This window comes from Sphingomonas sp., assembly GCF_039595165.1.
GTDB lineage: Bacteria > Pseudomonadota > Alphaproteobacteria > Sphingomonadales > Sphingomonadaceae > Sphingomonas.
On record NZ_JBCNMA010000012.1, the window covers coordinates 1 to 24937 of the forward strand.

The 24937-nt window shown below is 67.7% G+C and carries 31 protein-coding genes; 12 read left to right on the plus strand and 19 right to left on the minus strand.

All coding sequences use genetic code 11. The annotated features are described in order from the left end of the window. Positions 1-55 precede the first annotated feature (55 nt). Positions 56-1180, minus strand: coding sequence for a flavodoxin-dependent (E)-4-hydroxy-3-methylbut-2-enyl-diphosphate synthase (ispG, locus tag ABDV68_RS03700; RefSeq protein ID WP_343518306.1), 1125 nt, complete (start codon positions 1178-1180; stop codon positions 56-58). A 104-nt stretch (positions 1181-1284) separates the two neighbouring features. On the opposite strand from ispG, the gene ABDV68_RS03705 reads away from it, so the two are divergent. The 4 genes from ABDV68_RS03705 (at position 1285) to ABDV68_RS03720 (ending at position 5707) form a co-directional block, all read left to right on the plus strand. Beyond that, positions 1285-2481, plus strand: coding sequence for an acyltransferase family protein (locus ABDV68_RS03705; RefSeq protein WP_343518307.1), 1197 nt, complete (start codon positions 1285-1287; stop codon positions 2479-2481). A 31-nt stretch (positions 2482-2512) separates the two neighbouring features. Next, positions 2513-3676 (plus strand): acyltransferase family protein, encoded by a 1164-nt coding sequence (locus ABDV68_RS03710; protein WP_343518308.1) that lies wholly within the window; start codon positions 2513-2515, stop codon positions 3674-3676. A 32-nt stretch (positions 3677-3708) separates the two neighbouring features. Further along, positions 3709-4659, plus strand: a complete 951-nt coding sequence (locus ABDV68_RS03715) for an isoaspartyl peptidase/L-asparaginase (RefSeq protein ID WP_343518309.1) — start codon at positions 3709-3711, stop codon at positions 4657-4659. A 175-nt stretch (positions 4660-4834) separates the two neighbouring features. Continuing rightward, a complete protein-coding gene (locus ABDV68_RS03720; protein ID WP_343518310.1) occupies positions 4835-5707 on the plus strand; it encodes a S1/P1 nuclease in 873 nt (290 codons plus the stop codon). A gap of 4 nt (positions 5708-5711) precedes the next feature. On the opposite strand, the gene ABDV68_RS03725 is transcribed toward ABDV68_RS03720, so the two are convergent. The 3 genes from ABDV68_RS03725 to ABDV68_RS03735 all read right to left on the minus strand — a co-directional run bounded on the left by ABDV68_RS03725 (position 5712) and on the right by ABDV68_RS03735 (position 7154). Then, positions 5712-5924, minus strand: a complete 213-nt coding sequence (locus tag ABDV68_RS03725) for a PF20097 family protein (RefSeq protein ID WP_343518311.1) — start codon at positions 5922-5924, stop codon at positions 5712-5714. A gap of 110 nt (positions 5925-6034) precedes the next feature. Further along, a complete protein-coding gene (locus ABDV68_RS03730; RefSeq protein WP_343518312.1) occupies positions 6035-6244 on the minus strand; it encodes a toxin-antitoxin system HicB family antitoxin in 210 nt (69 codons plus the stop codon). Positions 6245-6251: 7 nt separating this feature from the next. Further along, positions 6252-7154 carry an SPFH domain-containing protein gene (locus tag ABDV68_RS03735; protein WP_343518313.1) on the minus strand — a complete coding sequence of 301 codons (903 nt, stop codon included), beginning with the start codon at positions 7152-7154 and terminating at the stop codon, positions 6252-6254. A gap of 248 nt (positions 7155-7402) precedes the next feature. On the opposite strand from ABDV68_RS03735, the gene ABDV68_RS03740 reads away from it, so the two are divergent. After that, complete coding sequence (locus ABDV68_RS03740; RefSeq protein WP_343518314.1) at positions 7403-8857, plus strand: FAD-dependent monooxygenase; 1455 nt, start codon at positions 7403-7405, stop codon at positions 8855-8857. Between the two features lie 63 nt (positions 8858-8920). On the opposite strand, the gene pal is transcribed toward ABDV68_RS03740, so the two are convergent. The 7 genes from pal to ABDV68_RS03775 are packed head-to-tail and all read right to left on the minus strand — an operon-like array spanning position 8921 to position 13740. Beyond that, complete coding sequence (gene pal / locus ABDV68_RS03745; RefSeq protein ID WP_343518315.1) at positions 8921-9433, minus strand: peptidoglycan-associated lipoprotein Pal; 513 nt, start codon at positions 9431-9433, stop codon at positions 8921-8923. 57 nt (positions 9434-9490) lie between these two features. Further along, positions 9491-10858: a Tol-Pal system beta propeller repeat protein TolB gene (gene tolB / locus ABDV68_RS03750; protein WP_343518316.1), complete on the minus strand. Its 1368-nt coding sequence runs from the start codon at positions 10856-10858 to the stop codon at positions 9491-9493. Continuing rightward, entirely contained in the window at positions 10855-11676 is an 822-nt protein-coding gene (locus tag ABDV68_RS03755) for a cell envelope biogenesis protein TolA (protein WP_343518317.1), read from the minus strand. Before ABDV68_RS03755 ends, tolB begins: the two co-directional genes overlap by 4 nt. 1 nt (position 11677) lies before the next feature. Then, positions 11678-12112, minus strand: a complete 435-nt coding sequence (gene tolR, locus ABDV68_RS03760; protein ID WP_343518318.1) for a protein TolR — start codon at positions 12110-12112, stop codon at positions 11678-11680. Continuing rightward, the gene (gene tolQ, locus ABDV68_RS03765) at positions 12112-12825 is read right to left on the minus strand and encodes a protein TolQ (protein WP_343518319.1); all 714 of its coding nucleotides are present in this window, start codon (positions 12823-12825) and stop codon (positions 12112-12114) included. The genes tolR and tolQ overlap by 1 nt, the downstream gene beginning before the upstream one ends. Before the next feature lie 7 nt (positions 12826-12832). Next, positions 12833-13285, minus strand: a complete 453-nt coding sequence (ybgC, locus tag ABDV68_RS03770; protein ID WP_343518320.1) for a tol-pal system-associated acyl-CoA thioesterase — start codon at positions 13283-13285, stop codon at positions 12833-12835. Between the two features lie 53 nt (positions 13286-13338). Then, positions 13339-13740 (minus strand): EVE domain-containing protein, encoded by a 402-nt coding sequence (locus ABDV68_RS03775; RefSeq protein ID WP_343518321.1) that lies wholly within the window; start codon positions 13738-13740, stop codon positions 13339-13341. 253 nt (positions 13741-13993) lie between these two features. Here ABDV68_RS03775 and ABDV68_RS03780 point away from each other — a divergent pair, with 253 nt between their 5' ends. Both ABDV68_RS03780 and ABDV68_RS03785 read left to right on the plus strand, forming a co-directional pair. After that, on the plus strand, positions 13994-14380 hold the full coding sequence (locus ABDV68_RS03780) for a hypothetical protein (RefSeq protein WP_343518322.1): 387 nt from the start codon (positions 13994-13996) through the stop codon (positions 14378-14380). Positions 14381-14604: 224 nt separating this feature from the next. Beyond that, positions 14605-14892, plus strand: a complete 288-nt coding sequence (locus ABDV68_RS03785; RefSeq protein WP_343518323.1) for a DUF3297 family protein — start codon at positions 14605-14607, stop codon at positions 14890-14892. Between the two features lie 115 nt (positions 14893-15007). Here the strand turns inward: ABDV68_RS03785 and ABDV68_RS03790 are convergent, their stop codons facing one another. The 3 genes from ABDV68_RS03790 to ABDV68_RS03800 form a co-directional block, all read right to left on the minus strand. After that, entirely contained in the window at positions 15008-15760 is a 753-nt protein-coding gene (locus ABDV68_RS03790; protein WP_343518324.1) for an isocitrate lyase/phosphoenolpyruvate mutase family protein, read from the minus strand. Between the two features lie 142 nt (positions 15761-15902). After that, entirely contained in the window at positions 15903-16703 is an 801-nt protein-coding gene (locus ABDV68_RS03795; RefSeq protein WP_343518325.1) for a LytTR family DNA-binding domain-containing protein, read from the minus strand. A gap of 105 nt (positions 16704-16808) precedes the next feature. After that, positions 16809-17906, minus strand: coding sequence for a histidine kinase (locus ABDV68_RS03800; RefSeq protein ID WP_343518326.1), 1098 nt, complete (start codon positions 17904-17906; stop codon positions 16809-16811). Between the two features lie 108 nt (positions 17907-18014). Between ABDV68_RS03800 and ABDV68_RS03805 the strand changes: the two genes are divergently transcribed. Together ABDV68_RS03805 and ABDV68_RS03810 are read left to right on the plus strand one after the other, a co-directional pair. Then, entirely contained in the window at positions 18015-18440 is a 426-nt protein-coding gene (locus ABDV68_RS03805; protein ID WP_343518327.1) for an OsmC family protein, read from the plus strand. A gap of 63 nt (positions 18441-18503) precedes the next feature. Beyond that, positions 18504-18833, plus strand: coding sequence for a hypothetical protein (locus tag ABDV68_RS03810; protein WP_343518328.1), 330 nt, complete (start codon positions 18504-18506; stop codon positions 18831-18833). 3 nt (positions 18834-18836) lie between these two features. Here the strand turns inward: ABDV68_RS03810 and gpmA are convergent, their stop codons facing one another. Continuing rightward, positions 18837-19523: a 2,3-diphosphoglycerate-dependent phosphoglycerate mutase gene (gene gpmA / locus ABDV68_RS03815; protein ID WP_343518329.1), complete on the minus strand. Its 687-nt coding sequence runs from the start codon at positions 19521-19523 to the stop codon at positions 18837-18839. A gap of 69 nt (positions 19524-19592) precedes the next feature. Here gpmA and ABDV68_RS03820 point away from each other — a divergent pair, with 69 nt between their 5' ends. Further along, a complete protein-coding gene (locus tag ABDV68_RS03820; protein WP_343518330.1) occupies positions 19593-20315 on the plus strand; it encodes a dienelactone hydrolase family protein in 723 nt (240 codons plus the stop codon). Between the two features lie 30 nt (positions 20316-20345). Here the strand turns inward: ABDV68_RS03820 and ABDV68_RS03825 are convergent, their stop codons facing one another. From ABDV68_RS03825 to purB, 3 genes are all read right to left on the minus strand, one after another. Next, a complete protein-coding gene (locus tag ABDV68_RS03825; RefSeq protein ID WP_343518331.1) occupies positions 20346-20942 on the minus strand; it encodes a DUF4126 domain-containing protein in 597 nt (198 codons plus the stop codon). Between the two features lie 22 nt (positions 20943-20964). Then, positions 20965-21528: a hypothetical protein gene (locus tag ABDV68_RS03830; RefSeq protein ID WP_343518332.1), complete on the minus strand. Its 564-nt coding sequence runs from the start codon at positions 21526-21528 to the stop codon at positions 20965-20967. 64 nt (positions 21529-21592) lie between these two features. Beyond that, entirely contained in the window at positions 21593-22906 is a 1314-nt protein-coding gene (gene purB / locus ABDV68_RS03835) for an adenylosuccinate lyase (protein ID WP_343518333.1), read from the minus strand. Positions 22907-23173: 267 nt separating this feature from the next. On the opposite strand from purB, the gene ABDV68_RS03840 reads away from it, so the two are divergent. Then, positions 23174-23743: a calcium-binding protein gene (locus ABDV68_RS03840; protein WP_343518334.1), complete on the plus strand. Its 570-nt coding sequence runs from the start codon at positions 23174-23176 to the stop codon at positions 23741-23743. 95 nt (positions 23744-23838) lie between these two features. Continuing rightward, on the plus strand, positions 23839-24216 hold the full coding sequence (locus tag ABDV68_RS03845) for a VOC family protein (RefSeq protein WP_343518335.1): 378 nt from the start codon (positions 23839-23841) through the stop codon (positions 24214-24216). On the opposite strand, the gene radC is transcribed toward ABDV68_RS03845, so the two are convergent. Next, a complete protein-coding gene (gene radC / locus ABDV68_RS03850; protein ID WP_343518336.1) occupies positions 24209-24901 on the minus strand; it encodes a DNA repair protein RadC in 693 nt (230 codons plus the stop codon). The genes ABDV68_RS03845 and radC overlap by 8 nt on opposite strands. Positions 24902-24937 lie beyond the last annotated feature (36 nt).

Genomic DNA, 24937 nt, shown 5'->3' on the forward strand with positions numbered 1-24937 from the left:
ACCGCGCGATGGGCTTCCGGCGGCGCGGTGACGACCTCGCTCGCCGGTTCGTGCGTCATTCCGCCGCCACCGCCGCGGCTTCGTTCGCCGCTTCGATCTCGGCCGCCTTGGCCTCGACCAGCCGGACGATATGGTCGAGCATGTCCTCGCTCGACACCGTGTGGTCGGTGACGCCCGAGAGATAGACCATGTGCTTGCCGTTGCCGCCGCCGGTCAGGCCGATATCGGTCTCCCGGGCTTCGCCCGGTCCATTGACCACGCAGCCGAGCACCGACAGGCTCATCGGCGTGCGGATATGCTGCAGCCGCTCCTCCAGCGTCTGGACGGTGCGGATCACGTCGAAGCCCTGGCGCGCGCAGCTCGGGCAGGAGACCACGCGCACGCCGCGGTTGCGGATGCCGAGCGCCTTGAGGATCTCGAAGCCGACGCGCACTTCCTCCTCGGGCTCGGCCGAGAGGCTCACGCGGATCGTGTCGCCGATGCCGAACCACAGCAGCGAGCCGATGCCGATCGCGCTCTTGACTGTCCCGCCGACGAACCCCCCGGCCTCGGTGATCCCGAGGTGCAGCGGGCAGTCCACCGCTTCGGCGAGCTGCTGATAGGCGGCGGTGGCGAGGAACACGTCGCTGGCCTTCACCGCCACCTTGAATTCGTGGAAGTCGCGGTCCTGCAGCAGCTTGATATGGTCGAGCGCGCTCTCGACCAGCGCCTCGGGGCAGGGCTCGCCGTACTTCTCGAGGAGATCCTTCTCGAGCGAGCCGGCATTGACGCCGATGCGGATCGCGCAGCCATTGGCCTTGGCCGCGTTGACCACCTCGTTGACTCGCTCGGCCGAGCCGATGTTGCCGGGGTTGATGCGCAGGCACGCCGCGCCTGCGTCGGCGGCTTCGAGCGCGCGCTTGTAGTGGAAATGGATGTCCGCGACGACCGGCACGCGCGCGGCGCGGACGATCTGCCGGAGCGCCGCGGTACTCGCCACGTCGGGGCAGGAGACGCGGATGATGTCGACGCCCGCTTCCTCGCAGCGGCGGATCTGATCGATCGTCGCCCTGGCGTCTTCGGTGGGCGTGTTGGTCATCGTCTGGACGGTGACCGGGGCATCGCCGCCGACGGGCACGTTGCCGACCATGATCTGGCGGCTTTGGCGGCGCGCGATATCGCGCCAGGGACGCACGGACATTGGGATTCCTCTGGGTTCGCCGGCCCTATACCCTATCGGCCGAACGCGAGAAAGGCGGCGGAACGATAACCAATTGGTGAGCCGCCGCCGCTATAGGCGTCACGGTGACCGATGTAGGCGATCAATCCGTGCGTACCAACCGCCACTATGGCCTCGACTGGCTGCGCATCGCGGCGTTCGCGCTGTTGATCCTCTATCATATCGGCATGGTGTTCGCGCCCTGGACCTGGGTGATCAAGACCAACCATCATTATCCCGCGCTGATCGCGCCGATGTCGCTGCTCACGCCGTGGCGGCTGGCACTGCTGTTCGCGGTGTCGGGCTATGCCTCGTGGCACCTGCTGCGCAAGGCGGGGAGCGCGGGCAGGTTCCTGCGCCTGCGCAACGTCCGGCTGCTCGTGCCGCTCGCCTTCGGCATGGTGTTCCTGGTGCCGCTCGAGATGTGGGTGCGCGTGATGGAGAAAGGCTATCCGCACGGCTATCTCCATTTCTGGATGTTCGATTACTGGCGTTCGGGCGAGTTCTGGGGGCGCCAGTTCCCGAGCTGGGAACATCTGTGGTTCGTTGCCTATCTCTGGACCTATACCGCGATCCTGGCAGGCGCGCTGGCGCTGGGCCAGGCGCGATTCGATGCGGGCGCCGCGCGGTTGGTCACGTGGCTGTCCAGGGGCTGGCGAATCCTGTGGTTTCCGATCGCCGGGCTTGCGGTCGCGAAGCTCGGGCTGCTGTTCGTGGTACCGGAGGAGCACGGCCTGTTCAGCGACTGGGCGGGACATGCGCAGTATCTGCCGATGTTCCTGTTCGGCTTCGTGCTCGCCGGATCACCGGCACTGTGGGCGCCGCTCGAGCGGGCGTGGAAGCCGGCGCTGGCGCTCGCCGCGCTGTCCGGCGCGGTGGTCGTGGTGGTCGAGCTGGTCTTTCCGGGCGAGGCGATCCCGCCGCGCTGGGTGATGGCGGGCGAGCGCGCGGCGCAGGTCGCGATGGCGTGGACGATGACGGCGGCGCTGTTCGTGCTCGCCGACCGGTTCTGGAACCGCGACCATCGCTGGCGCAAGTCGATCGCCGAAGCGGTGTTCCCCTTCTACCTCGTCCACCAGCCGGCGATCGTGCTGATCACCTGGTACTCGCTCCCGCTCAAGCTCAACCCCTGGGTCGAATTCGCGATGCTGCTCGCCGGGACAGGCGCGACCTGCACCCTCCTCTACTTGATCGGCCGCGAGGCCAGCTGGCTGCGGCCGCTGATCGGGCTCGGCCCGCGTTCGCGGGGCGCATCGCCGGAGATTTCGCCGCAACCCGCCTGACACGAACGTAAAGCCGCGCTAATGGGCGGCGATGGAACGGCATTACGGCATGGACTGGCTGCGGATCGGGGCGTTCGGCCTGCTGATCCTCTACCATGTCGGCATGGTCTTCGTGCCCTGGGGCTATCATGTGAAGACCGCGGCGCCCGCCGAATGGGTGACGGTGCCGATGCTGTTCACGAGTCCCTGGCGGCTGACCTTGCTGTTCCTCGTCTCGGGCTATGCCAGCCGCGCGCTCTGGGCCAAGTCGCGCCAGCCGGGCAAGTTCGTCGCCAACCGCAGCTGGCGGCTGATCGTCCCGCTGCTGTTCGGCGTCGCGGTGGTCGTGCCGCCGCAGACCTGGGTCGAGCTGGTGACCCAGCACGGTTATTGGTTCAACTATTGGACCTTCTGGGCGCACCATTACTGGTATTTCGGCACGCTCGACGGGATCATCGTGCCGACCTGGAATCATCTGTGGTTCGTCGGGTATCTCTGGCTCTACACGCTCGCCCTGGCGCTGATCGTGCTGCTGCCCGGGGGGAGCTGGGTGCAGCGCGTGTTCGACCGCATCTTCGCCGGCACCCGGGTGCTGTGGCTGCCCGCCGCCTATCTGCTGATCACGCAGGTGGTGGTGTTCCAGCGCTGGAGCGACAGCCACGACGTGGTCAATGACGGGGTCGCGCATCTCGCCTATTTCCCGGCCTTTCTGTTCGGCTTCGCCTTGGCCGGATCGGAGCCGGTGATGGGCTGGATCGCACGGCTGTGGAAGCCGGCGGCGGTGCTCGGCCTCGCCGGCTATGTCGTGTCGGTAGCGATCGACATCGCCTATCCGGCCGATCCGCCCTGGGTGGTCGGGCGGGTCATGCTCGCGGCGCGTTACGTCCAGTGCTGGATGACGATCGCCGCGCTGATCGGCATCGCCGAGGTGTTCCTCAACCGCGATCACAAGCTGCGGCCGATGCTGACCGAGGCGGTGTTCCCCTTCTACCTCATCCACCAGACGATCGTCGTCGTGGCGATGTACTGGCTGCTCAAGCTGCATCTGCCAGCGCCGGTCGAGTTCCTGGTGCTGGTGCCGGCGACCGCGCTCGGCTGCTGGATCTTCTATCGCTATGGCCGCGAGATCCCGTTGCTGCGGCCGCTGATCGGGCTCAGGATGGAGCGGCGCGATCGCCCGCGTCCCACGCCCGAACCCACCCCGGAGGCCGCATGATACGCCCGTTCCTCATCGCCGGAGCCCTGTTGATGTCGCTTCCCGCCATGGCCCAGGGCAAGCCCGGATGGACGCTGGTGATCCATGGCGGCGCCGGGGTGATGGAGCGCGACAAGATGACGCCCGAGCGCGAGACGGCGGTGCGCAAGGCGCTGGACGCGTCGCTCGCGGCGGGATCGGCGGTCCTGGCCAAAGGCGGCAGCGCGCTCGACGCGGTCGAGGCCGCGGTCAAGGTGCTGGAAGACGACCCCAACTTCAACGCCGGGCGTGGCGCGGTGTTCACTTATGAAGGCACCAACGAGCTCGACGCCGCGATCATGGACGGGACGACGCGCAAGGCAGGCGCCGTGGCCGGCGTGACGCGGACGAAGAACCCGGTCAGCCTCGCGCGGCGGGTGATGGAGGACAGCCCGCACGTGATGCTGGCGGGCGAGGGCGCCGACCAGTTCAGCGCCGAGAAGGGGCTCGAGCAGGCCGATCCCGCTTATTTCGCGACCGAGGAGCGGCGCCGCCAACTCGAAACGCTCAAGGCGAAGAAGATCGGCTGGTACGACGTCGACCGCAAGTTCGGCACCGTCGGCGCGGTGGCGATGGACGCCGAGGGCCATCTTGCCGCCGCCACATCGACCGGCGGGATCACGGGCAAGCGCTGGGGCCGGATCGGCGACGCGCCGGTGATCGGCGCCGGCACCTATGCCGACGACCGCGCCTGCGCGGTCTCCGCGACCGGCGCGGGAGAGTATTTCATCCGCGAGGGCGTCGCACACGAGATCTGTGCGCGGGTACGGTTCAAGGGCGAGAGCCTCAAGGCCGCCGCGGACGTGGTGATGGCCGAGACCAAGGCGCTCGGCGGCACCGGCGGCGTGATCCTCACCGGGCCCTCCGGCGAGATGGCGTGGAGCTTCAACACGCCGGGCATGTATCGCGGCAAGGTTTCGGCCAGCGGCGAAAAGGTCGTCGCGATCTACGGGGACGAGGACTGAACGGCGGTCCGCGCCGGAAGTTTACACAAAGTTTACGCTATCCCCCCGGTCCGCCTGCCAGTCCGGATGCGCGCGCCGCCAGATTGACAGGGAAACATGCGGCCCTCAGAACATATATAGAACATTCGCGAATATTGCAAGCGATTTCGGCGCATCGACCGGCTATGGCGGCGGCATGATTCGCCGCATCCTTGCCGCCGCCGCGCTCGCCGCGACGCTCGTCGCCTCGCCCGCCTTCGCCTATTGGGAATATGGGCACGAGACGATCGCGGCGATCGCCTACAAGAACGTCAAGCCCGAGACGCGGCGCGCGATCGACCGGCTGCTGGCGCGGCAGGCGCTGCTCGAGACGCCGACCTGCCCGGCGCGGACGATCGAGCAGGCGAGCGTGTGGGCCGACTGCATCAAGCCGCTGGGGCCGCGGTTCAGCTATGCCTATAACTGGCACTATCAGAATGTGAGCATCTGCAAGCCGTTCACGCTCAAGGGCAATTGCCCCGACGGCAATTGCGTCTCGGCGCAGATCGAGCGCGACGTGAAGCTGCTGCAGGACCCCAAGGTGCCGGTGCGCGAGAAGGTGATGGCGCTGGCCTTCCTCACGCATTTCGTCGGCGACCTGCACCAGCCGCTGCATGCCGGCGACAAGGGCGACCTTGGCGGCAACCGCGCGCGCTCGGACTATGGCATCTACGGGCCGGAGCGCCTCAACCTGCACACCATCCTCGACGGATGGTTGGCCGAGCGCGCGATCTCGACCCCGCCGCCGCTGGTGGTCGCCTATCCGCCGGAAGAGCGCGCCGCGACGGGCGCAGGCACGGTCGAGGACTGGAGCCGCGAGAATTGGGAGGCGGCGAAGCAAGCCTATGCCGCCGCCTATGGCGGCGATCCGTGCCGGACCGACATGCCCGAGCGCGGCAAGCTGGACGATGCGGCGGTCGCGCAGCTGGTGCCGATGCTACGCCTGCAGGTGCAGCGCGGCGGGTTGCGCCTCGCGCGGCTGCTCGACGAGGCGTTCGGCCCGCCGCCGCCCGAGGCGCCGAAGCGCTGAGCTCTCAGTCGCGCGCATAATTCTCGAGAAACCCGCAGCGCTGGCAGCGCCAGGTGCTGATCTCGATCGGCTTGCCGCTGCCTTGCCTGACACCGAACCAGCCCTTGCGCGGCGTGCCCCGCGACCAGCTGAGCAGCGCCAGCATGCCGTGGCGTTCGGTGAGCACGAAGCCTTCGGTCATCGTGCTCTGGCATTTGGGGCATGGGTTGGATCGCATCGCAGCCTTCTCCCTTCAGATCGCCAGCCCGATGCCGAGCAGCAGCAACGGCAGCGCTGCCAACGCGAGCCAGAGCAGATGCGAACGGCTGGCGAACACGATGATCAGCATCATTCGTCTCCTTCGTTCTTCGGCGGCCGGCCGCGCCTGGCGCGCACCGGCTCCGCGAGCTTGACGCCGCGCCGCGACAGGGCCTCGCGCAGCAGGCACTCGAGCTGGGCGTTGACGCTGCGCAGGTCGGTCGCCGCGCTCCGCTCGATCGCGGCGTAGAGCGCGGGATCGAGGCGGAGCGGAAACGCCTTTTTGGGTGGAGCGGTCACGGCACGCTTACTGGTAGAGCGAGCCCGCGTTCACCACCGGCTGGGTATCGCGTTCCGAACAGAGCACGACCATCAGGTTCGAGACCATCGCAGCGCGGCGTTCGTCGTCGAGCTCGACGACATTCTTGGCGCTGAGCTGCTCCAATGCGGTCTCGACCATCGACACGGCGCCCTCGACCAGCTTTTGCCGCGCCGCGATCACCGCCTCGGCCTGCTGGCGGCGGAGCATCGCCTGAGCGATCTCCTGCGCATAGGCGAGGTGGGTGAGGCGGCATTCGTCGATGTGCACGCCGGCCATCTCGACGCGTTCCTGCAGTTCGGCGCGCAGCTCGTCGCTGACATGCTCGGCATTGCCGCGCAGCGTCATCTCCTCGTGCGTGAAGTCGTCATAGGGATAGCGCGAGCCGATCGCGCGGACGGCGCTCTCGATCTGGATGTGGACGAACTCGCGATAGTCGTCGACGTCGAACAGCGCCTGCGCGGTATCGGCGACGCGCCACACCACGTTCGACGCGATCTCGATCGGGTTGCCGCGCAGGTCGTTCACCTTGAGCCGCTCCGAGGTAATGTTGTGGATGCGGACCGAGATCTTCTTCTTGATCAGCCACGGCCATGCCCAGCGCAGGCCGGTGTTGCGATCGGTGCCCTGATAGGCGCCGAACAGCAGGATCGCCGCGGCCTGGTTGGGCTGGAGCAGGTAGAAGCCGATCGAGACGAACACGAGGACGACCGCGCCGGCAACAAGGACGAGCGCGTTCCAGCCGAACGCGTCCCGCCCCGAGAGTGCGACGACGGAGTGGACGATGGCCGCGAGCGCGAGCAGCGCGACGATCAGCATGACATAGCCGCTGGCGGTGGCCGCAGGACGCTCGGCGCTGCTGCGGAGCGCGCGGGGGTTCGAATCGGTCATCAATGCCTCCCGTAATTATGATATCAGTTTTATATCGAAATACGGGATGCGCAAGCGGAAACGCGCGAGGGCGGGAGCGCTGGGATCGCGACGCGTTTCGGTAGCGGAAGGGGAGGGTCGAGGCGCGGCACGAACACATGCGCCGCCCCGCACTTCGTAAATATGGGGGGCGACCGTCTTGCTTCAAGACCCCGGCTACCCCGTATGAAGCGTGCCCCTTCACGATTCGCAGAGGTGGCAAAATGCAAATGACCGAACATGAGATCGTCATCGCCGGCGGCGGCCCGACCGGGCTGATGCTGGCGGCCGAGCTGACGCTCGCGGGCGTGGACGTCGCGATCGTCGAGCGGCGGGCGACCAGGGAACGATTCGGCGCCCGCGCGGGCGGCCTGCATGCACGCTCGCTCGAGATGCTCGACCAGCGCGGGATCGTCGGGCGGTTCCTCGCCGAGGGGCAGACCTATCCCAATGTCGGCTTCCATGTACCGCTCGACATCAGCGACTTTCCGACGCGGCATCATTATCTCCTCGGACTGCCGCTGGAGCGCATCGAGTGGCTGCTCGGCGAATGGGCCGAGGCGCTCAACGTGCCGGTGTATCGCGGGAATGAGGTGATCGACTTCGTCGCGGGCGCGGATGGACTCGATGTCGCGACATCGCAGGGCATGCAGCTGCGGGCGCAATGGCTGGTCGGTTGCGACGGCGGGCGCAGCCGGGTGCGCAAGGCGGCCGGGATCGACTTTCCGGGCGAAGCGGCCTCGACCAGCTGGCTGATCGCCGAGGTGCGGATGACCGAGCCGCCCGAGCCGGGCTTTCGCGAGGACGCGTCGGGCCGCCATGCCATGTCGGTGCTGGAGGATGGCGAGACGGTCGGCGTGGTGCTGGCCGGACAGGACGCCCTGGCGAAGGACGCGCCGTCGCTGGAGGAGCTCGCCGGTGCGCTGAAGGCGGTCTACGGCACCGATTTCGGCGTGCATTCGCCGCGCTGGCTGTCGCGCTTCAGCGACGCGGCGCGCCAGGCGGCGAGCTATCGCGCGGGGCGCGTGCTGCTGGCGGGGGACGCCGCGCACATCCATTCGCCGATGGGCGGGCAGGGGCTCAACCTCGGCATCCAGGATGCGGCCAATCTCGGCTGGAAGCTGGCGCAGGTGGCGAAGGGCGTATCGCCCGAGGCGCTGCTCGACAGCTATCAGGCCGAGCGCCATCCGGTCGCCGCGCGCGTGCTGCGCAACACGATCGCGCAGGGCGTGCTGCGGCTGCCGGGCGCGCGCATGGCGGTGCTGGGCGACTTCGTCGGCGAGATGCTGGCGCTGGACGAACCGCGCAAGCGCTTCGCGGGGATGATGTCGGGCCTCGACATCCATTACGAGACGTGCGGCGAGGGACATCCATTGCTCGGGCGGCGCATGCCCGACCTCGACATCGTCGCTGCCGGCGGGGCGACGCGGGTCTTCGCGTTGCTGCACGAGGCGCGGCCCGTGCTGCTCAATCTGGGAGAGCCGGGTTCGCTCGCGGCCGGTCGATGGGCGGATCGCGTCGAGCTGATCGACGCCAGGTTCGAAGGCGTGTGCGAGCTGCCTGTGATCGGCGAGATCCCGAAGCCGGCTGCGGTGCTGATCCGGCCCGACGGCTATGTCGCGTGGGTGGGCGACGGCAGCCCGGAAGGACTGGTCGGCGCGCTCCGCACCTGGTTCGGCGACTGAACCGGCACGAGAAAGGGGCGCGTGCCGCGTGGCGCGCGCCCCTTCGCTGTCCGTCGCGGACGATCAGTTGATGACGATCGTCACCGCGCGGCGGTTCTGCGCCCAGCTCTGCTCGTCCGAGCCGAGCGCGAGCGGGCGTTCCTTGCCGTAGCTGATCGTGGTGATGCGCGTCGCCGAGACGCCGCGCGCCGCGAGATAGTTCTTGGCGGCATTGGCGCGGCGATCGCCCAGCGCCAGGTTGTATTCGCGCGTGCCGCGCTCGTCGGCATGGCCCTCGAGCGTGATGCGCGTGTTGGGATATTGCGTCAGCCACTGTGCCTGGCTGTCGAGGATCGTGCGCGCCTGCGCGTCGATGTCGTACTGGTCCAGCGCGAAGTGGATCGTGTCGCTCGACACGTTCTGCTTGAAATGCTCGGGGCTGCCGGGCTGGACCGCGCCGCCGGTGTCGGTGCCGGTGCCGGGGCCGGGATCGACCGCGCCGGGGCCGGGCGGCAGCGTCTCGGGACGCTTTTTCGAGCAGCCGGCGACGGCGATGGCCATGGAGCCGATGATGAGGGCGGTTCTAAGCTTTGCCATTGGTGGTGTCTCCCTAGGCATTTACGGATTTCGTGAGCTGGCGATCGGCGATCCGACTCAGGGGCGTAACGGTCCCCAGGCGGGATCGGATCCATCCAGCGGAGTCGGGATGCGCCGGGCATTGGTGCCGGTCAGGTCCACCGACCACACATCGGCCTTGCCCGAGCGGCCTTGCGCGCCGCGATAGAACATCAGCACGCGGCCATTGGGCGAGAAGGACGGGCCCTCGTCGCCCCAGGCGTTGGTGAGCAATTTCTCGCCGCCGCCCGAGGGAGTCATCACCCCGATGCGGAAGCCGCCGTCGCCCATCTTGGTGAAGGCGATGAGGTCGCCGCGCGGGCTCCACACCGGGGTCGCGTAACGGCCGCCGCCGAAGCTGATGCGCTGCTGGTTCGAACCGTCGGCATTCATGACGTAGAGCTGCTGCGTGCCCGAGCGGTCGCTCTCGAACACGATGCGACGACCGTCGGGGGAATAGCTGCCGCCGGTGTCGATGCCCGGCCCGTTGGTCAGCCGCTGCGGCGAGCCGCCGGTGGCCGAGACGCGATAGACATCGGCATTGCCCGCGGTCGACATGGTGAATAGGATCGAGCGGCCGTCGGGCGAGAAGCGCGGCGCGAAGGCGAGCGACACGTTGGTGACGAGCAGTCGCTGGCGGCCCGAGGCGAGGTCGTAGACGTAGAGCGAGGGTTTGTCGCCCTGGTAGCTCATATAGGCGATGCGCTGCTCGTCGGGCGACAGGCGCGGGGTGAGCACGATCGACTGGCCGTTGGTCAGGAAACGGTGGTTGGCGCCGTCCTGGTCCATGATCGCGAGACGCTTGATGCGGCGGTTCTTGGGGCCGGTCTCGCTGACATAGACGACGCGGCTGTCGAAATAGGGGCCTTCGCCCGACAGGCGGGTGTAGATCGCGTCGGCGCATTTGTGCGCGGCGCGGCGCCAGTCGGACGGGCCGACCTCGAACCCCTGGCGGGTGAGCTCGGTGCCGAGCGCGACGTCGTAGAGATAGCAGCCGACGGTGAGCCGCCCGCCGCCCGCCGCCTGGACATAGCCCTGGACCAGCGCCTGCGCGCTGGCGCCGCGCCAATAAGCGAAGTCGGGGGCGCGCACCTCGCTCGTGGTCGGGGTGCGCACGCCATTGGGGCCGATCGGCTTGAACAGGCCCGAGTTGCGCAGGTCGGCGGCGATCACCTCGGCGATCTGGCGGCCGAGCGCCTCGGTATTGCCGGCGGGGGTCTGCACCGCCTGCGTGGTCGGCATGGCGGGGATCAGGATGGTGAGGTCGGCCGAGGCGGTGTCGGTGACGTCGACGCTGAGGCCCTCTTCCTGCTGGGCGGGCGCCGGGACGGTGGGCGGGGTCACTTCCTCCTGCGCGACCACCGGCGTGGCGATCAGGAGGGCGACGAGCGAGAATGCGGGCTTCATCGGCTGAGGTTCCTGTCGAAGTTGGGACGGAGGATCTTCCAGGCGTCGTAATATTCTTCCGGAAGGTTGAAGGGGGCGGCGAGGCGCGCGGCGTTGAGCGCGCGTTCCTTGTGCAGGTCGGCCTGCGCGCGGTTGCTGGCATTGACGCCGGTCTGCGCGACCACGCGCGGCGGCGAGGCGAGCGAGCCGTCGCGGTTGAGGCGGATCTCGACCGTGGTGCGCAGCAGCTCGACATCGGCGCCGGTGGGCGAGCGCCAGTGCGGGCGGAGCTGGCGGATCACCTCGGCGGCGAGGCTCGACTTGACCGCGGCGCCGATCTGGCTGGCCTGGGGGGCCTTGGCCTTGCCCTTGCTCGGCTGGTCGGTGAGGCCGTCGACGATGCCCGAGAGGCGGCCGGTCGGTCGCACCTCGCGCCGCGTCGGCTGGGGCTGCGCCTTGGGCGGCGCGGCGCTGGCTTTCTTGGGTTCAGCTTTCTTGGGTTCCGGCTTTGGGACGGGCCGCGGCTCGGCCTTGGGCGGGGCGGGGTCGGGGCGCACCACCGGCTCGGGTTCGGGGCGCTCGACCGGAGGGGGGGTGACGGGCTCGGGTAGAGCGGGAGTCTCGGCGAAGCGCTCGGCGGGGGCTTCGCGGTTGATCTCGGGCGCCTCGCTGACGAGACCGGCCTCGTCGGTCAGCGAGATCTCGATCGGGGTGGGCTGGAGCTTCTCGGGGTTGGGCGTGGCGAGGAAGCCGACCGTCAGCAAGCCGAACAGGATGACATGGCCCAGCACCGCCAGACCGATCCCCGTTCCCTCGCGACGATCGAGCGCGATTGCCATATCAGCCGCCGTCCACCGGGGTCGTCACCAGCGACACCTTGTTGAGGCCGACGCGGTTCAATTCGCCCATCACGCGCATGACCTTGCCGTATTCGAGGCGCAGGTCGGCGCGCAGAAAGACTTGCGGCTTGTCCGCGCCGCGCTGGCTGGCGATCTCCTCGAGCAACGGGGGCAACCCTTCCTCGGTCACCTCGCTATTGTCGAGATAGAGCTTGCCCGCCTGATCGATCGAGATCTGGACCGGCTTCTGGTCCTGGTCGAGCGGCTTGGCGCGGCTCTCGGGCAGGTTCACCTGCACGCCGGCGGTGAGCAGCGGCGCGGTGACCATGAAGATGATCAGCAGCACCAGCATCACGTCGACCAATGGCGTGACGTTGATGTCCGCCATCGGCGCGCGGCGGCCCTTGCCGCGGGCGGAGGGAAGCTGCGCGCCCATCAGAGACCCGGCTTGCCCGGGACCGGACCGCTGTCGAGCTGACGGCTGAGCGTCGTGTGGAAGCCGTCGGCGAAGCGGCCCAGATGCGCCTCGACCTTGTTGATGCCGTGGCTGAAGCGGTTGTAGGCGATCACTGCGGGGATCGCCGCGAACAGGCCGATCGCGGTGGCGAACAGCGCCTCGGCGATGCCTGGCGCGACCACGGCGAGCGAGGTGTTCTGCTCGCTGGCGATCGCGGTGAAGCTTCGCATGATGCCCCACACGGTGCCGAACAGCCCGACGAACGGCGCGACCGCGCCGATCGTGGCGAGGATGTTGAGCCGGTCCGAGAGCTTGTCGATCTCATGCGCGACCGCGGCGCCCATGGTGGTGGCCAGCCGCTCGCGCGTGCCCTCCTTGTCGAGCGCCCGCCCGCCGGTCGAGCGGCGCCATTCGGTGACCCCGGCTGCGAAGACTCGCGCGACCGGATGGTCGCTGTCGCCGTGCATGCGGTAGAAGACGTCGATGTCGTCGGACTTGCGATAGTCGCGCTCGAACGCATCGGTCGACTTGCGCGCCTTGGCGATGCGGCCGCGCAGCGAGAAGATGATGCCCCAAGTCCAGATGCTGGCGAGCAGCAGCCCGATCATCACCGCCTTGACCACCCAGTCGGCCTGGAGGAACAGCCCCAGCGGCGACATCGCCGCGGCGTCGGTATTCACGAACAATTCCATGTGTCGCTCAATTCCCCTTCGATACAAGCGGCACGAACGCGTCCACCCATGAGGTCGGCTGCCGCCTGGGACGCCCGTTGGGCGCCACGAACGCGGCCTCGACCTCTGCCTGAACGAGCAATTCGTCGTGCCGCATGACTCGTTGCTGAATATCGACTGACGCCGCACGCACGCGGACCAGCCGGCTGACGACGGTCAACGCGTCATCGAGCCGGGCGGGTGCAGCAAAGCGAAGTTGCATGCGCGTGACGGCATAGGCGCCTTCGCCCGCCTCGTGCGCGGCGCGCTGGTCGATCCCGGCGAGGCGCAGCATGTCCGAGCGCGCCCGCTCCATGAATCGCAGATAATTGGCGTGATAGACCACCCCCGACAGGTCCGTGTCCTCGAAATAGACACGGACCGGGAAACGATGCTCGAGGCCGTCGAAGCGGCCGGCGATCACGGGGTCGTCGGCGGGCATTAAGCATCTTCCCTAGCGGCGCTGAGTCGCGAGGGGAACCCGTTGGCGGGTCGTTACGCCTTCGACATGTCGATGACTTGCTTCCACTCGTCGGACGTGACCTTGCCGACCGAGAGGCGCGAATATTTGACGAGATCCATCTCGGCGAGCCTGGGCTCGGCCTTGACCTGCTTGAGGGTGACGGGCTTTTCGAGCGGTTCGACCGGCTTCACCTCGACCGAGACCCAATGCTTGCCGTCGCCATCGGGCTTCGCCTCGCGGCTCACCTCCATGATGCCGACGATCTCGAGGCCCTGGACGCTGTGGTAGAAGAAGGCGCGGTCGCCGACCTTCATCGCCTTGAGGTTGAGCGCGGCGGTATAGTTGCGCACGCCGTCCCACTCGGTCTTGCCGTCGCGGACCAGATCGTCCCAGCTGAAGGTTTCGGGCTCGGACTTCATCAGCCACAGGTTCATGGGCGGGTTCCTTGTCTTGTGTCGGCTTCGCCGACGCGGCACCGGCCCGCTCCCCCATCGGGCCACCCATCAAGATATACTGGCGTGGGTGGCCGGGTGGGGAGCGGGCCGGTGCCGCCTTCAAACAAATGACTCTAAACCGCAAGTGAACGCACGATTCCGCGCGAGTTCAGGACGACTCGCGCAGATTGCACCCAGGCGCCCGCTCATACGTTATCGGCGTCAACAGTGCTGCATGCACGAGGAGGAAGTCATGAAGACCATCACCAAGGCGGTGCTCGGACTGACGCTCGGCGCCACCGCTCTGACAGCGGCCGCTCCGGCGGACGCCCAGCGCTACCGCCATCGTCACCGGGACAATACCGGCACCGCGGTCGTTGCCGGGATCGCCGGCATCGCGATCGGCGCCGCGCTCGCCTCGTCGAGCCGCGACCGCTATTACGACCGCTACGACCGTCGCTATTACAACTATGATCGCTACTATTACGACTATGACCGGCCGTATTACCGCGATCGCGGCTATTATCCGCGCGACGGCTATTACTACCGTCACTATGAGCGCCGCGGCTGGCGCGGCTGCTCGATCCGCCGCGTCTATGACCCCTATCTGGGGCGCCGGGTCCGCGTTCGTTACTGCTGAACCCAAGCACAGCGGTGACAAGGGCGGCGCGGGTTCATTCCCGCGCCGCTTTTGTTTTGATTTGCGACGGCTTCGCCGTAGAGCGCCTTCAGCTTCGCTGAAGCGGCACCGGCCGGCTCCCCCACCCGGCCACCCAGCGCCAGTTTCCTATGGGTGGCCGGGTGGAGGAGCGGGCCGGTGCCGTCCCGTCCCAGCTTGCTGGAACGGATCAAAAAGGAACGTTCATGAGCGACACCCCTCCCGACCGCCTCTCGGTCAACCCGAAGAGCCCGCACTTCAACGCCGAGCTGCTCCAGCGCGGCATCGGCATCCGCTTCAAGGGCAACCAGCGCCGCGACGTCGAGGAATATTGCATTTCCGAAGGCTGGATCCGCGTGCAGCTCGGCAAGAAGACCGACCGCAAGGGCGATTCGCTGACGATCAAGTTGAGCGGCCCGGTCGAAGCGTGGTTCGAGACCGAGGCGGCGGGTGAGGGCGGCGCGGACGAAGCTTCGGAAGATCCTGCGGCTTAATTGCTCGTCATCCCGGGCTTGACCCGGGACCCGGCTTCTTTCCCTGCTCAAGGCAGCCCGGCCCCGGGTCAAGCCCGGGGTGACGAATGAGGGCCGGGGACGAATGAGGGTTGGGCTAGCCGCCCAGCACCTCTCGCGCCGCGCCCTCAAGCCCCTGCATCGCGGCGCGATAGGGGAAGGGGCCGTGGCTGATCCGTGCGACGCCGGTCTGGGCCACCGCGGCGGCATCGGGCGCGCCGGGGAAAGCCATGAAGTTCACCGGCAGCGGCGACTCCCAGCATACCCGTGCGAGCAGCTCGAGATTGGCGAGGCCGGGGACGAACAGGCCGCTCGCACCCGCAGCGGCATAGGCGTGCGCGCGCTCGATCGCGGCGTCGACCTTGGCTTCATCATGCGTGTCGGGCTTGGCCTGCAGGAAGATGTCGGTGCGCGCATTGATGAAGAAGGCGGGGCCGGTCGCGGCGCGGATCGCGGCGATGCGCTCGGCCTGGAAGGCGCAGGGGTGCAGTCCCTCGCCGCCGACCACCTGGTCCTCGAAGTTGCAGCCGACCGCGCCGGTCGCCGCGAGCCGCGCGACATTGGCCGCCACCGCTTCGGGCTCGACCGCATAGCCGCCCTCGAAGTCGATCGTCACCGGCACCTCGACCGCCGCGACGATGCGCGCGGCGATGTCGAGCACCAGATCGAGCGGCACCGCCTCGCCGTCGGCGAAGCCGTTGGCCATCGCCACCGAGGCGCTGCCGGTGGCGACCGCCTGTGCGCCGGCGGCGGCGACCGCTTTCGCCGAGCCCGCGTCCCAGATGTTGAACAGCACCAGCGGCGCGCGCGGGGCATGCAGCGCGGCGAAACGATCGAACTTGTCGGTCATCGGGGGTCCTCCTGTTTGCGGCCGTTCTACTGCCGGAACGAAGAGGGAACAACCCGAAAGTTGCGGTGAAGGCGACGCGCTTGGCCGCTGCCGCCAAACCGTCACCCCGGCCTTGTCCCTGGGTGACGGATCGGGTCGCGACTCAGTGGACGAAGCGCGCCACCACGTCGCGATAGGAGCGGCTGACCTTCACCTGCGATCCCGAATCGAGGATCAGGAAGCATTCGCCGTTGGTGTGCGGCTTGACCTGCTTGACCTGGTCGAGATTGACGATGGTCGAGCGGTGCACGCGCTGGAAGCGGCGCGGATCGAGGCGCTTCTCGAGGTCCTTCATCGTCTCGCGCAGCACCAGCGTGTTGTCCGCGGTCTTGATGCACATGTAATCGCCGGCGGCCTCGACCACCTCGATCGTGTCGACGTCGACGCGGAAGATCTGGCCGCGATCCTTGATGTTGATGAGCTTCTCGTAGCGGCTCGACGCCACCTCGCCCGAATCGGCCGCGAATTCCTCGGCGGTCTCCGGGGCGACCTCGGCGAGCACTTCCTTGAGCTTCTCGACCTCCTCGACGCCGCGCTTCTCGGTGAGGCGCTGGCGGACGCGCTCGAGCGTGTCGGCGAGGCGCGCCTCGTCGACCGGCTTCATCAGATAGTCCATCGCATTCGCCTCGAACGCGCGGATCGCATGGTCCGAATAGGCGGTGACGAACACGAACAAAGGCGGCTCGACCTCCATCAGCCCCTGCACGACCGAGAAGCCGTCGAAGCCGGGCATCTGGATGTCGAGGAAGACGAGGTCGGGCTTGTGAGTCTTGATCGCGCGGATCGCCTCGCGGCCGTTCTGGCACTTGTCGATGATCTCGACGTCTTCATGCGCTTGGAGGCGCAGCTCGAGGCCCTGGATGGCCAAAGGTTCGTCATCGACCAGGATGGTGCGGATCGTCATGATTCCTCTTACTCTCATCCGGCGCCGCGCCATGCCCCGGCGCGCTGCCAACACTATCCCCCTGCCTTTGATCTGCCAAACGAGCTCGTTACGGCGTTGTTCCGATCAGGCCGCTTCCCTGTTCTGCTCCTCGATCTGGAACGGAATCTCGATCTCGACGCGAAAGCCCCGCCCGGGGTCCGAGCGCGCCTCGAAACGATGATCCGGCCCGAAAGCCTGCGCCAGACGTTCCCTTATATTGGTAAGCCCGACCCCGGTTGAAAGGCTTGGCCGGTTCTTGCCCTCGATCAATCCCGGGCCCGTGTCCGATACGGTGATCTGCACCCGATCGCCGGTGAGTCGAGCGACGACGCAGATTTCGGCGCCCTCCTCCTGCGGGGTGACGGCGTATTTGATGGCGTTCTCGACCAAAGGCTGGAGGAGCAGGGAGGGCAGGCGGGCCTTCACCGTGCGCGGATCGATGTCGAACACCGGCTTCAGCCGTTCGTCGAAGCGCATCTTCTCGATCTCGAGATAGAGCTTCAGCGTCTCGACCTCCTGCGCCAGCGTGACATGCGCGGTCGGCTCGTTGGCGAGGGTGTAGCGCAGGAAGTTGGAGAGCCGCGCGAGCATCGCGTTGGCGCGGTCGGTCTGCTTCAGGAGCACCAGCGTCGAGATCGAGTTGAGCGTATTGAACAGGAAATGCGGGTTGAGCTGGTAGCGCAGCATCGCGAGCTGCGCCGAGCTGGCCTGGCTCTCCAGCGCCTGCATCTGGTCGATCTGGTCCTCGACGATCAGGTAGAAGTTGATCCCGAAATAGAGCGCCGACCAGCCGGCGATGACGATGAAGTTCAAGAACAGGCTGCCCAGCACCAGCGGGATCTCGATCCCCGGCTCGCCGCGCATCACCGAGACGGTGAAGGCGTTGAGCACGGCGTAGATCAGCGTCGCCGCGGCGAGGGTGGCGATCGTGGCGAGGATGCCGGTGATGCGCGGCAGGCGGCGGAAATAGCCGTAGAGCGCCGAGAGCAGCAGCGTCAGGCAATAACCCACGATCGATTCGATCGTGACGCGGATGATGTCCTCGAAGCTGAAGGTGCGGTTGGAGAAGTTCGAGACCGTGCGCAGCATGAGGTAGCCGCCCCAGCCCGCGCCCTGCAGCAGCCAGAAGGCACGGCTCTTCTGTTCGAAGAAAGGCCGGGAGAGGACGTCGGGATTCTTCATGCGTTGTCGATTTCTCTAATCGGTAATCCTCGCGGCGCAAACGGACAGGATGCGGTATGACGGCGTTACGCAGTCGAACCGAACGTGCTTGAAAGAGGAGATGTTCCCATGACCACCCGCACCGCCACCGCCCGCTATTCCGGCTTCGGCAAGGAAGGGAAGGGCGCGATCACCACCCAGTCGGGCGTGCTGACCGACCAGTTCTATGGCTTCAACACGCGGTTCGAGGACGAGCCGGGCACCAACCCCGAAGAACTGATCGCCGCGGCGCATGCCGGATGCTTCACGATGGCGCTGAGCTTCGGCCTGGCGCGGGCGGGCTATTCCGAAGGGACGCTGGAGACCAAGGCCGCGGTCAAGCTCGAGCAGAAGGACGGCGGCTTCGCGATCACCCGCTCGGACCTGACGCTGACCGCCTCGGTCCCCGGCATCGACCCGGCCGAGTTCGAGAAGCTGGCCAAGGAGGCCGAGGCCAATTGCCCGGTCTCGAAGGTGCTCAACGCCGAGATCACGCTGACGCATACGCTGAGCTGAGGCGGAACGGCGCGGGTGCCTTGCCCGTTGTCGGGGAGATCCCTGAGATGAAGTGAGGCACCCATGGCCAAGAGGAAGCAGAAGAAGTCCAAGAACGGCTCGGGCGGGCCGGGCATCGCCGCGATCTCGATCGGCGCGGCGGCGATCGCGGCTGGCGCCGCGGTGATCGGCTATGCCGCGATGCGGCTGCGCGAGCCCGGCAATGCCGAGCACGAGGCGCCTGATCTTGCGCTCGATCAGCCGCATCCGGGCCCTGAGGACCGCGCACCCGAGGCGTTCCGGCCCGACCCGACCGCGCCGGTGCCGGCGAGCGAGCGCGAAGGGCTGCGGCCCGCGACCGGCCCGGCGCCGACCCTGGTCGAGGGACGGACGGAGCCGGCCTACGAGACCTGAACGTCAGCGCTCGCTGAGATAATAGCGGTCGGCCGGGGTCAGGTCGTCGGCCAGTTCGTAGACGATCGGCTGGCCGGTCGGAATCTCGAGCCCGGTGATGTCGGCGTCGGAGATGCCCGAGAGGTGCTTGACCAGCGCGCGCAGCGAATTGCCGTGCGCCGCGATCAGCACGCGCTTGCCGGCCTTGAGCTCGGGCGCGATGCGTTCCTCCCAATAGGGCAGCACACGCGCGATCGTATCCTTGAGACTCTCGGTCTGCGGGATCGCGATGCCCTTGTAGCGCAGGTCCTGCGCGAGATCCCAGGGCGAGCCTTCCTCGGGCAGCGGCGGCGGGATGTCGAAGCTGCGGCGCCACAATTTGACCTGGTCGTCGCCATGCAGCGCCGCGGTCTCGGCCTTGTTGAGCCCGGTGAGGCCGCCATAGTGACGCTCGTTCAATTTCCAGCTCTTCTCGGTCGGCAGCCACAGCCGGCCCATCGCCTCGAGCGCGAGGTTCAGCGTCTTGATCGCACGGCTCTGGAAGCTGGTGAAGGTGAGGTCGAAGTCGAGGCCCTTCTCCTTCATCAGCTCGCCCGCCGCCCAGGCTTCGCTGACGCCCTGCTCGGTCAGGTCGACGTCCCACCAGCCGGTGAAGCGGTTCTCCAAATTCCAGGCGGACTGGCCGTGGCGGATCAGGACGAGGGTGGGCATGGGCTTCTCCTTGCGGGCAATCGCCCGCGTCCTTAGCGAATAGCGTCGGCAGGGCAACGGAGGATGGCCATGGCGATCGAAAGGCGGACCATCGTGTATGACGGGCCGGGCGGGCCGTTCGAGGGCGTGGCGGCGTTCGATCCGGCATGGGATGGCCCACGGCCCGGGGTGATGATCGTCCCCAATGTGCTGGGCCAGAAGGAGCAGGACAATCTTGTCGCCGAGCGGCTGGCGGGCCTCGGCTATGTCGGGTTCGCCGCCGACACCTATGGCCAGGGCAAGCGCACGACGCGCGAATCGACCGACCCGGCGCTGTACATGAACCAGCTCAACGCCGACCGTGCGCTGCTGCGCGACCGGCTGCAGGCGAGCGTGGCGGCGATGCGGGCGCTACCCGAGGTCGATGCGAACCGCACCGCGGCGATCGGCTATTGCTTCGGCGGCAAGTCGGTGATCGACCTCGCGCGCGCCGGCGGCGTGCTCGGCGTGGTGGCGTTTCACGGTATCTTCGACCCGCCGGACTATGACTATCCCAAGCCGATCGCGGCGAAGCTGCTGATCTGCCATGGCTGGAACGACCCGCTCGCCCCGCCCGCGGCGGTGACCGCACTGGCGGCGGAACTGACCGAAGCCGGCGCCGACTGGCAGCTCCACGGCTACGGCCATGCCGGGCACGGCTTCACCGATCCAAGCATGAAGGGGTCTGCGCGGCCGGGATTCGGCTATGACGAGAATGCCGACCGGCGCAGCTGGAAGGCGATGCGGGCGTTTCTGGGCGAGCTGTTTGCCTAGTCCGCGCCCCAGCTTTCGCTGGGGTGACGATTATGTGGGTCGCTGCTTCGGCGGCAATATCTTCCGCAGCAGGCGCCGCAGCAGCACCAATGCGGCGATCGTCGCGGCGAGGATCAGCACCGCGATCACCACCGCAGCGACCGGGTTGGCGAGCGCGAGGAACAGCAGCCCGCCGGTAAGCACGTCCTCGCCGGTCGAGACCACCGCGTTGCTGACCGGTTCGGGGCTGGTGTTGACCACCGCGCGCGTACTCGCCTTGGCACCATGCGTGAGCAGCGAGGCGCCGCCGCCGAGCAGCAGCGCCGCGATCTGCCAGGCGGGGTCGGAGGGATCGACGATGGCGAGCGCGAGCAGCGCGCCGCCGATCGGGCGGACCAAGGTGTGGATCGTATCCCACACCGAATCGAGCCACATCACCTTGTCGGCGAAGAACTCGGCCACGGCGCCGAATCCCGCGATGCCGATCACCCAGGGATTGGCGAGGACATCGAGCATGTGCAGCTTGTCGGGCAGATCGACCCAGCCGGTGTACATGGCGAGGCCGACCGCGAAGATGCAGAGATAGAGCCGCCAGCCCGCGAGCAAACTCACGCTGGCGGCGAGGCCGATGATCTCGACCGCGGTCACCGGTCCCGCGCCACGTCCGCGATCAGGAGGCCGGCTTGCGCGCCGCCGGCTTGCGGGCGGCGGGCGCCTTGGGCTTGGCCGCCGCCGGCTTGGCGGTCCTGGTGGCCGCAGCCTTGGCGGAGGCCGGCTTGGTCGGCGAAGCCTTGGCCGGAGACGCCTTGGGCTTGGCGGCCGTGCGCGGTTTCGCGGCGGTTGCGGCTTTGACCGCAGGCCTCTTCGCCGCCGGCTTCCTGGCTGCAGGCTCGGGGGCGGCGGGCGCTTCGGCCGGGGCGGGCGCGGACTCGAACAGCCGGCTCGACACGCGCTGGGCCGCCTTGGCCGCCAGCGCGGTGGCGAGCATCTTCGCGCTCTCGCCGATGTCGCCCGCCTTGCCCGCGGGCTTGGCGTCGTCGGCCTTGGCACTGCCCTTGCTCACATTGGCGGCAAGCGCCGCGAGGCCGGCGGAGACGATGTCGGCGATGAACGGGTGCCGCGCGAGCTCGACGAACTTGTCGGTCTGCTTGCCGAGTTCCCTGGCCAGCTTCGCCGCCGGATCCTTCTTCGCGTTCTTCGGCTTCGCCGCCTTGTTCTTCTTGTCCTTGGCCATGTGCCAACTCCTGCCGTGTTGCGAAACTGTCACAGCAACTGGGGCTCGCGTCAATCTCCGGCGATCAGGCTCCGAACACGCGGTCGTAGATCGCGTCGACCTGGCGGAAATGATAGTCGAGGTCGAACTTCTCCTCGATCTCGGAAGGAGAAAGCGCCGCGGTGACCTCGGGATCGGCCTTGAGCAGCTCGAGCAGCGAGAGCTCGCCGTCGCTCTCCCACACCTTCATCGCGTTGCGCTGGACCAGGCGGTAGCTGTCCTCGCGCGACACGCCGGCCTGGGTCAGCGCGAGCAGCACGCGCTGCGAGTGGACCAGCCCGCCCATGCGATCGAGATTCTTCTGCATGCGCGCCGGGTAGACGAGCAGCTTGTCGATCACGCCGGTGAGCCGCGCGAGCGCGAAGTCGAGCGTGATCGTCGCATCGGGACCGATATAGCGCTCGACCGAGGAGTGGCTGATGTCGCGCTCGTGCCAGAGGGCGACATTCTCCATCGCGGGGATGGTCGCGCTGCGCACCATGCGGGCGAGGCCGGTGAGGTTCTCGGTCAGCACCGGATTGCGCTTGTGCGGCATCGCCGACGAGCCCTTCTGGCCCGGCGAGAAATACTCTTCCGCTTCCAGAACCTCGGTGCGCTGGAGGTGACGGATCTCGACCGCCAGCCGCTCGATCGAGCTGGCGATCACGCCGAGCGTCGCGAAGAACATCGCATGGCGGTCGCGCGGGATGACTTGAGTCGAGACCGGCTCGACCGCGAGGCCGAGCTTCTCGGCGACATGCGCTTCGACGCGCGGATCGATATTGGCGAAGGTGCCGACCGCGCCGGAAATGGCGCAAGTCGCGATGTCCGCGCGGGCGGCTTGCAGGCGCACCTTGTTGCGGGCGAATTCGGCATAGGCTTCGGCCATCTTGAGGCCGAAGGTCACCGGCTCGGCATGGATGCCGTGGCTGCGGCCGATCGTCGGAGTCAGCTTGTGCTCATAGGCACGGCGCTTGAGCACTTCGAGCAGCTGGTCGAGGTCGTCGAGCAATATGTCGGCGGCGCGCGCGAGCTGCACCGCGAGGCAGGTGTCGAGCACGTCGGAGCTGGTCATGCCCTGGTGCATGAAGCGCGCCTCGTCGCCGACATTCTCGGCGACCCAGGTGAGGAAGGCGATCACGTCGTGCTTGGTCACCGCCTCGATCGCGTCGATCGCGGCGACGTCGATCTGAGGCTTGGTCGTCCACCAGTCCCACAGCGCCCTGGCGGCGCTCTTCGGCACCACGCCCAGCTCCGCCAGCGCCTCGGTCGCATGCGCCTCGATCTCGAACCAGATGCCGAAGCGAGTCTCGGGCGACCAGATCGCGGTCATGGCGGGGCGGGAATAGCGGGGGACCATGGGAATGCCTTTCGTGCTGCGCGGCGCCCCTAGCAAAGCGGTCCCGGTCCGGCAAACCGCAGCCCTCGAAAAGAATTTGCATTCGGTTCGTCGCAAAATCGGAACGGATTCAGGACGAACGGAGGGTAGGGCGATGACAAGTCGAATGGATGGGAAATTTTGTTATGGAACGTGATAATTATGCAACGGGTTGAATGGTTGCAGTTCAGTCAAGCTATCCTATCTGGTCCAATAAGGATTTGGATAGAATAACTTAGGAGATACATGATGCTTAAGTCCATTCTTCTTGCTGGTGCCGTGATTATTTCGGCGCCTGTTCTTGCACAGGAGGCTCCGGCGCAGGAAACGACCCCGTCCGCGCAGGAACAGGCCACGCCGCCTGCGGCCGAGGAACCGGCGGCGCCGGCTGAAACCGCCACGCCGGCCGAGCAGCCCGCGGAAACCGCGCAGCAGCCCCAGGAGGCGACTCCGGCGACCCCGGCGGAGCAGCCCGCGCAGACTGCGCAGCAGCCGGCGGCTTCCGCCGACCAGCCTGCCCAGACGGCGCAGCAGCCGGCTCAGTCGGGCCAGCAGCCGGCCAATGCCGCGCAGATCGCGCAGGTCGTCGACCAGGGTTTCCCGACCTATGACAAGGATGCCGACGGCAGCCTGAAGGCCGAAGAGTTCAACAGCTGGATGGTCGCGCTGCGCTCGGCGAGCGAACCCGCCTTCCAGGGCCAGTCGGCTGCCGACAAGGAGTGGCTGACCCGCGCGCTGACCGCGGCCGATGCCGACAAATCGGGTGGCGTGAACAAGGAGGAGCTCAAGACCTTCCTCGCGCCCGCCGCGGCTTCCTAAGAGCCTCTCCGGGACGGGATTCCTCGCATCTCCCGTCCCGCGGCCGCCGGACCCAAGTGGTTCGGCGGCCGTTTCATGCGCGAAAGGTATTCAGCATGATCCACCATGTCTCGGTCGGCAGCAGCGACCTCGAGCGTTCGCGAGTCTTCTACCAGGCGGTGATCCCGCTGCTCGGCTACCGGCTGGTCAGCGAGGACGAACAGTCGCTCGACTTCGGCGCGGGGGTCTTCGCATTCAGCGTCGAACGGCCGCTCGACGGCAAGCCGGCGACGGGCGGCAACGGCACGCACATCGCGTTCGAGGCGCGCACCCGGGCCGATGTCGACGCGTTCCACCGCGAGGGGCTGGCCAATGGCGGCCGCGATGCCGGCGCGCCAGGGCTGCGACCCGAATATGACGCCAATTACTATGGCGCCTTCCTGTTCGACCCGGACGGCAACAAGATCGAGGCGGTGACCTTCTCGGCTACATGAGGCCCATCGACCTGAGGCTCGAATGGCCTTCGGTGCCGATGATGAGATGGTCGTGCACCGCGATGCCGAGGCGCTTCCCGGCCTCGACGATGTTGCGGGTCAGCTCGATGTCCGCCCGGCTCGGAGCGGGGTCGCCACTCGGGTGATTGTGGACCAGGATGATCGCGGCCGACCCCAGGTCGATCGCGCGGCGGATCACCTCGCGGACATAGACCGGCGCCTCGTCGACCGAGCCCTCCTGCATCAGCTCGTCGCGGATCAGCATGTTGCGGCTGTTCATGTGAAGCACGCGCACGCGCTCGATCGCATGGTGCGCCATGTCGGCGCGGAGATAGTCCAGCAGCGCCTGCCAGTTCGCCAGCACCGGCCGCGCCGCGACCTCGCCGCGCAGCAGGCGAAGCGCCGCGGCATGGGCGATCTTGATCGCGGCGACCGAGGTCTCGCCCATCCCCGGCACGCGCGCGATCGCTTCCGCGTCCGCGGTGAGCAGACCGGCGATCCCGTCGAATTCGTGCAGCAGCGCCTTGGCCAGCGGCTTGGTGTCGCGCCGGGGAATGGCGAGCGCGAGGAGATATTCGACCAGCTCGTGGTCGAGCAGCCCTTCGCCATCGGTCAGCAGCCGCTGGCGCAACCGCGCGCGGTGGCCGGTGCCGTCGGTGATTCCCTCGCTGTCAGCCGCCCCCATGGGTCAAGCCTATCCGCGTGGCGGCCGGCAGGGAAG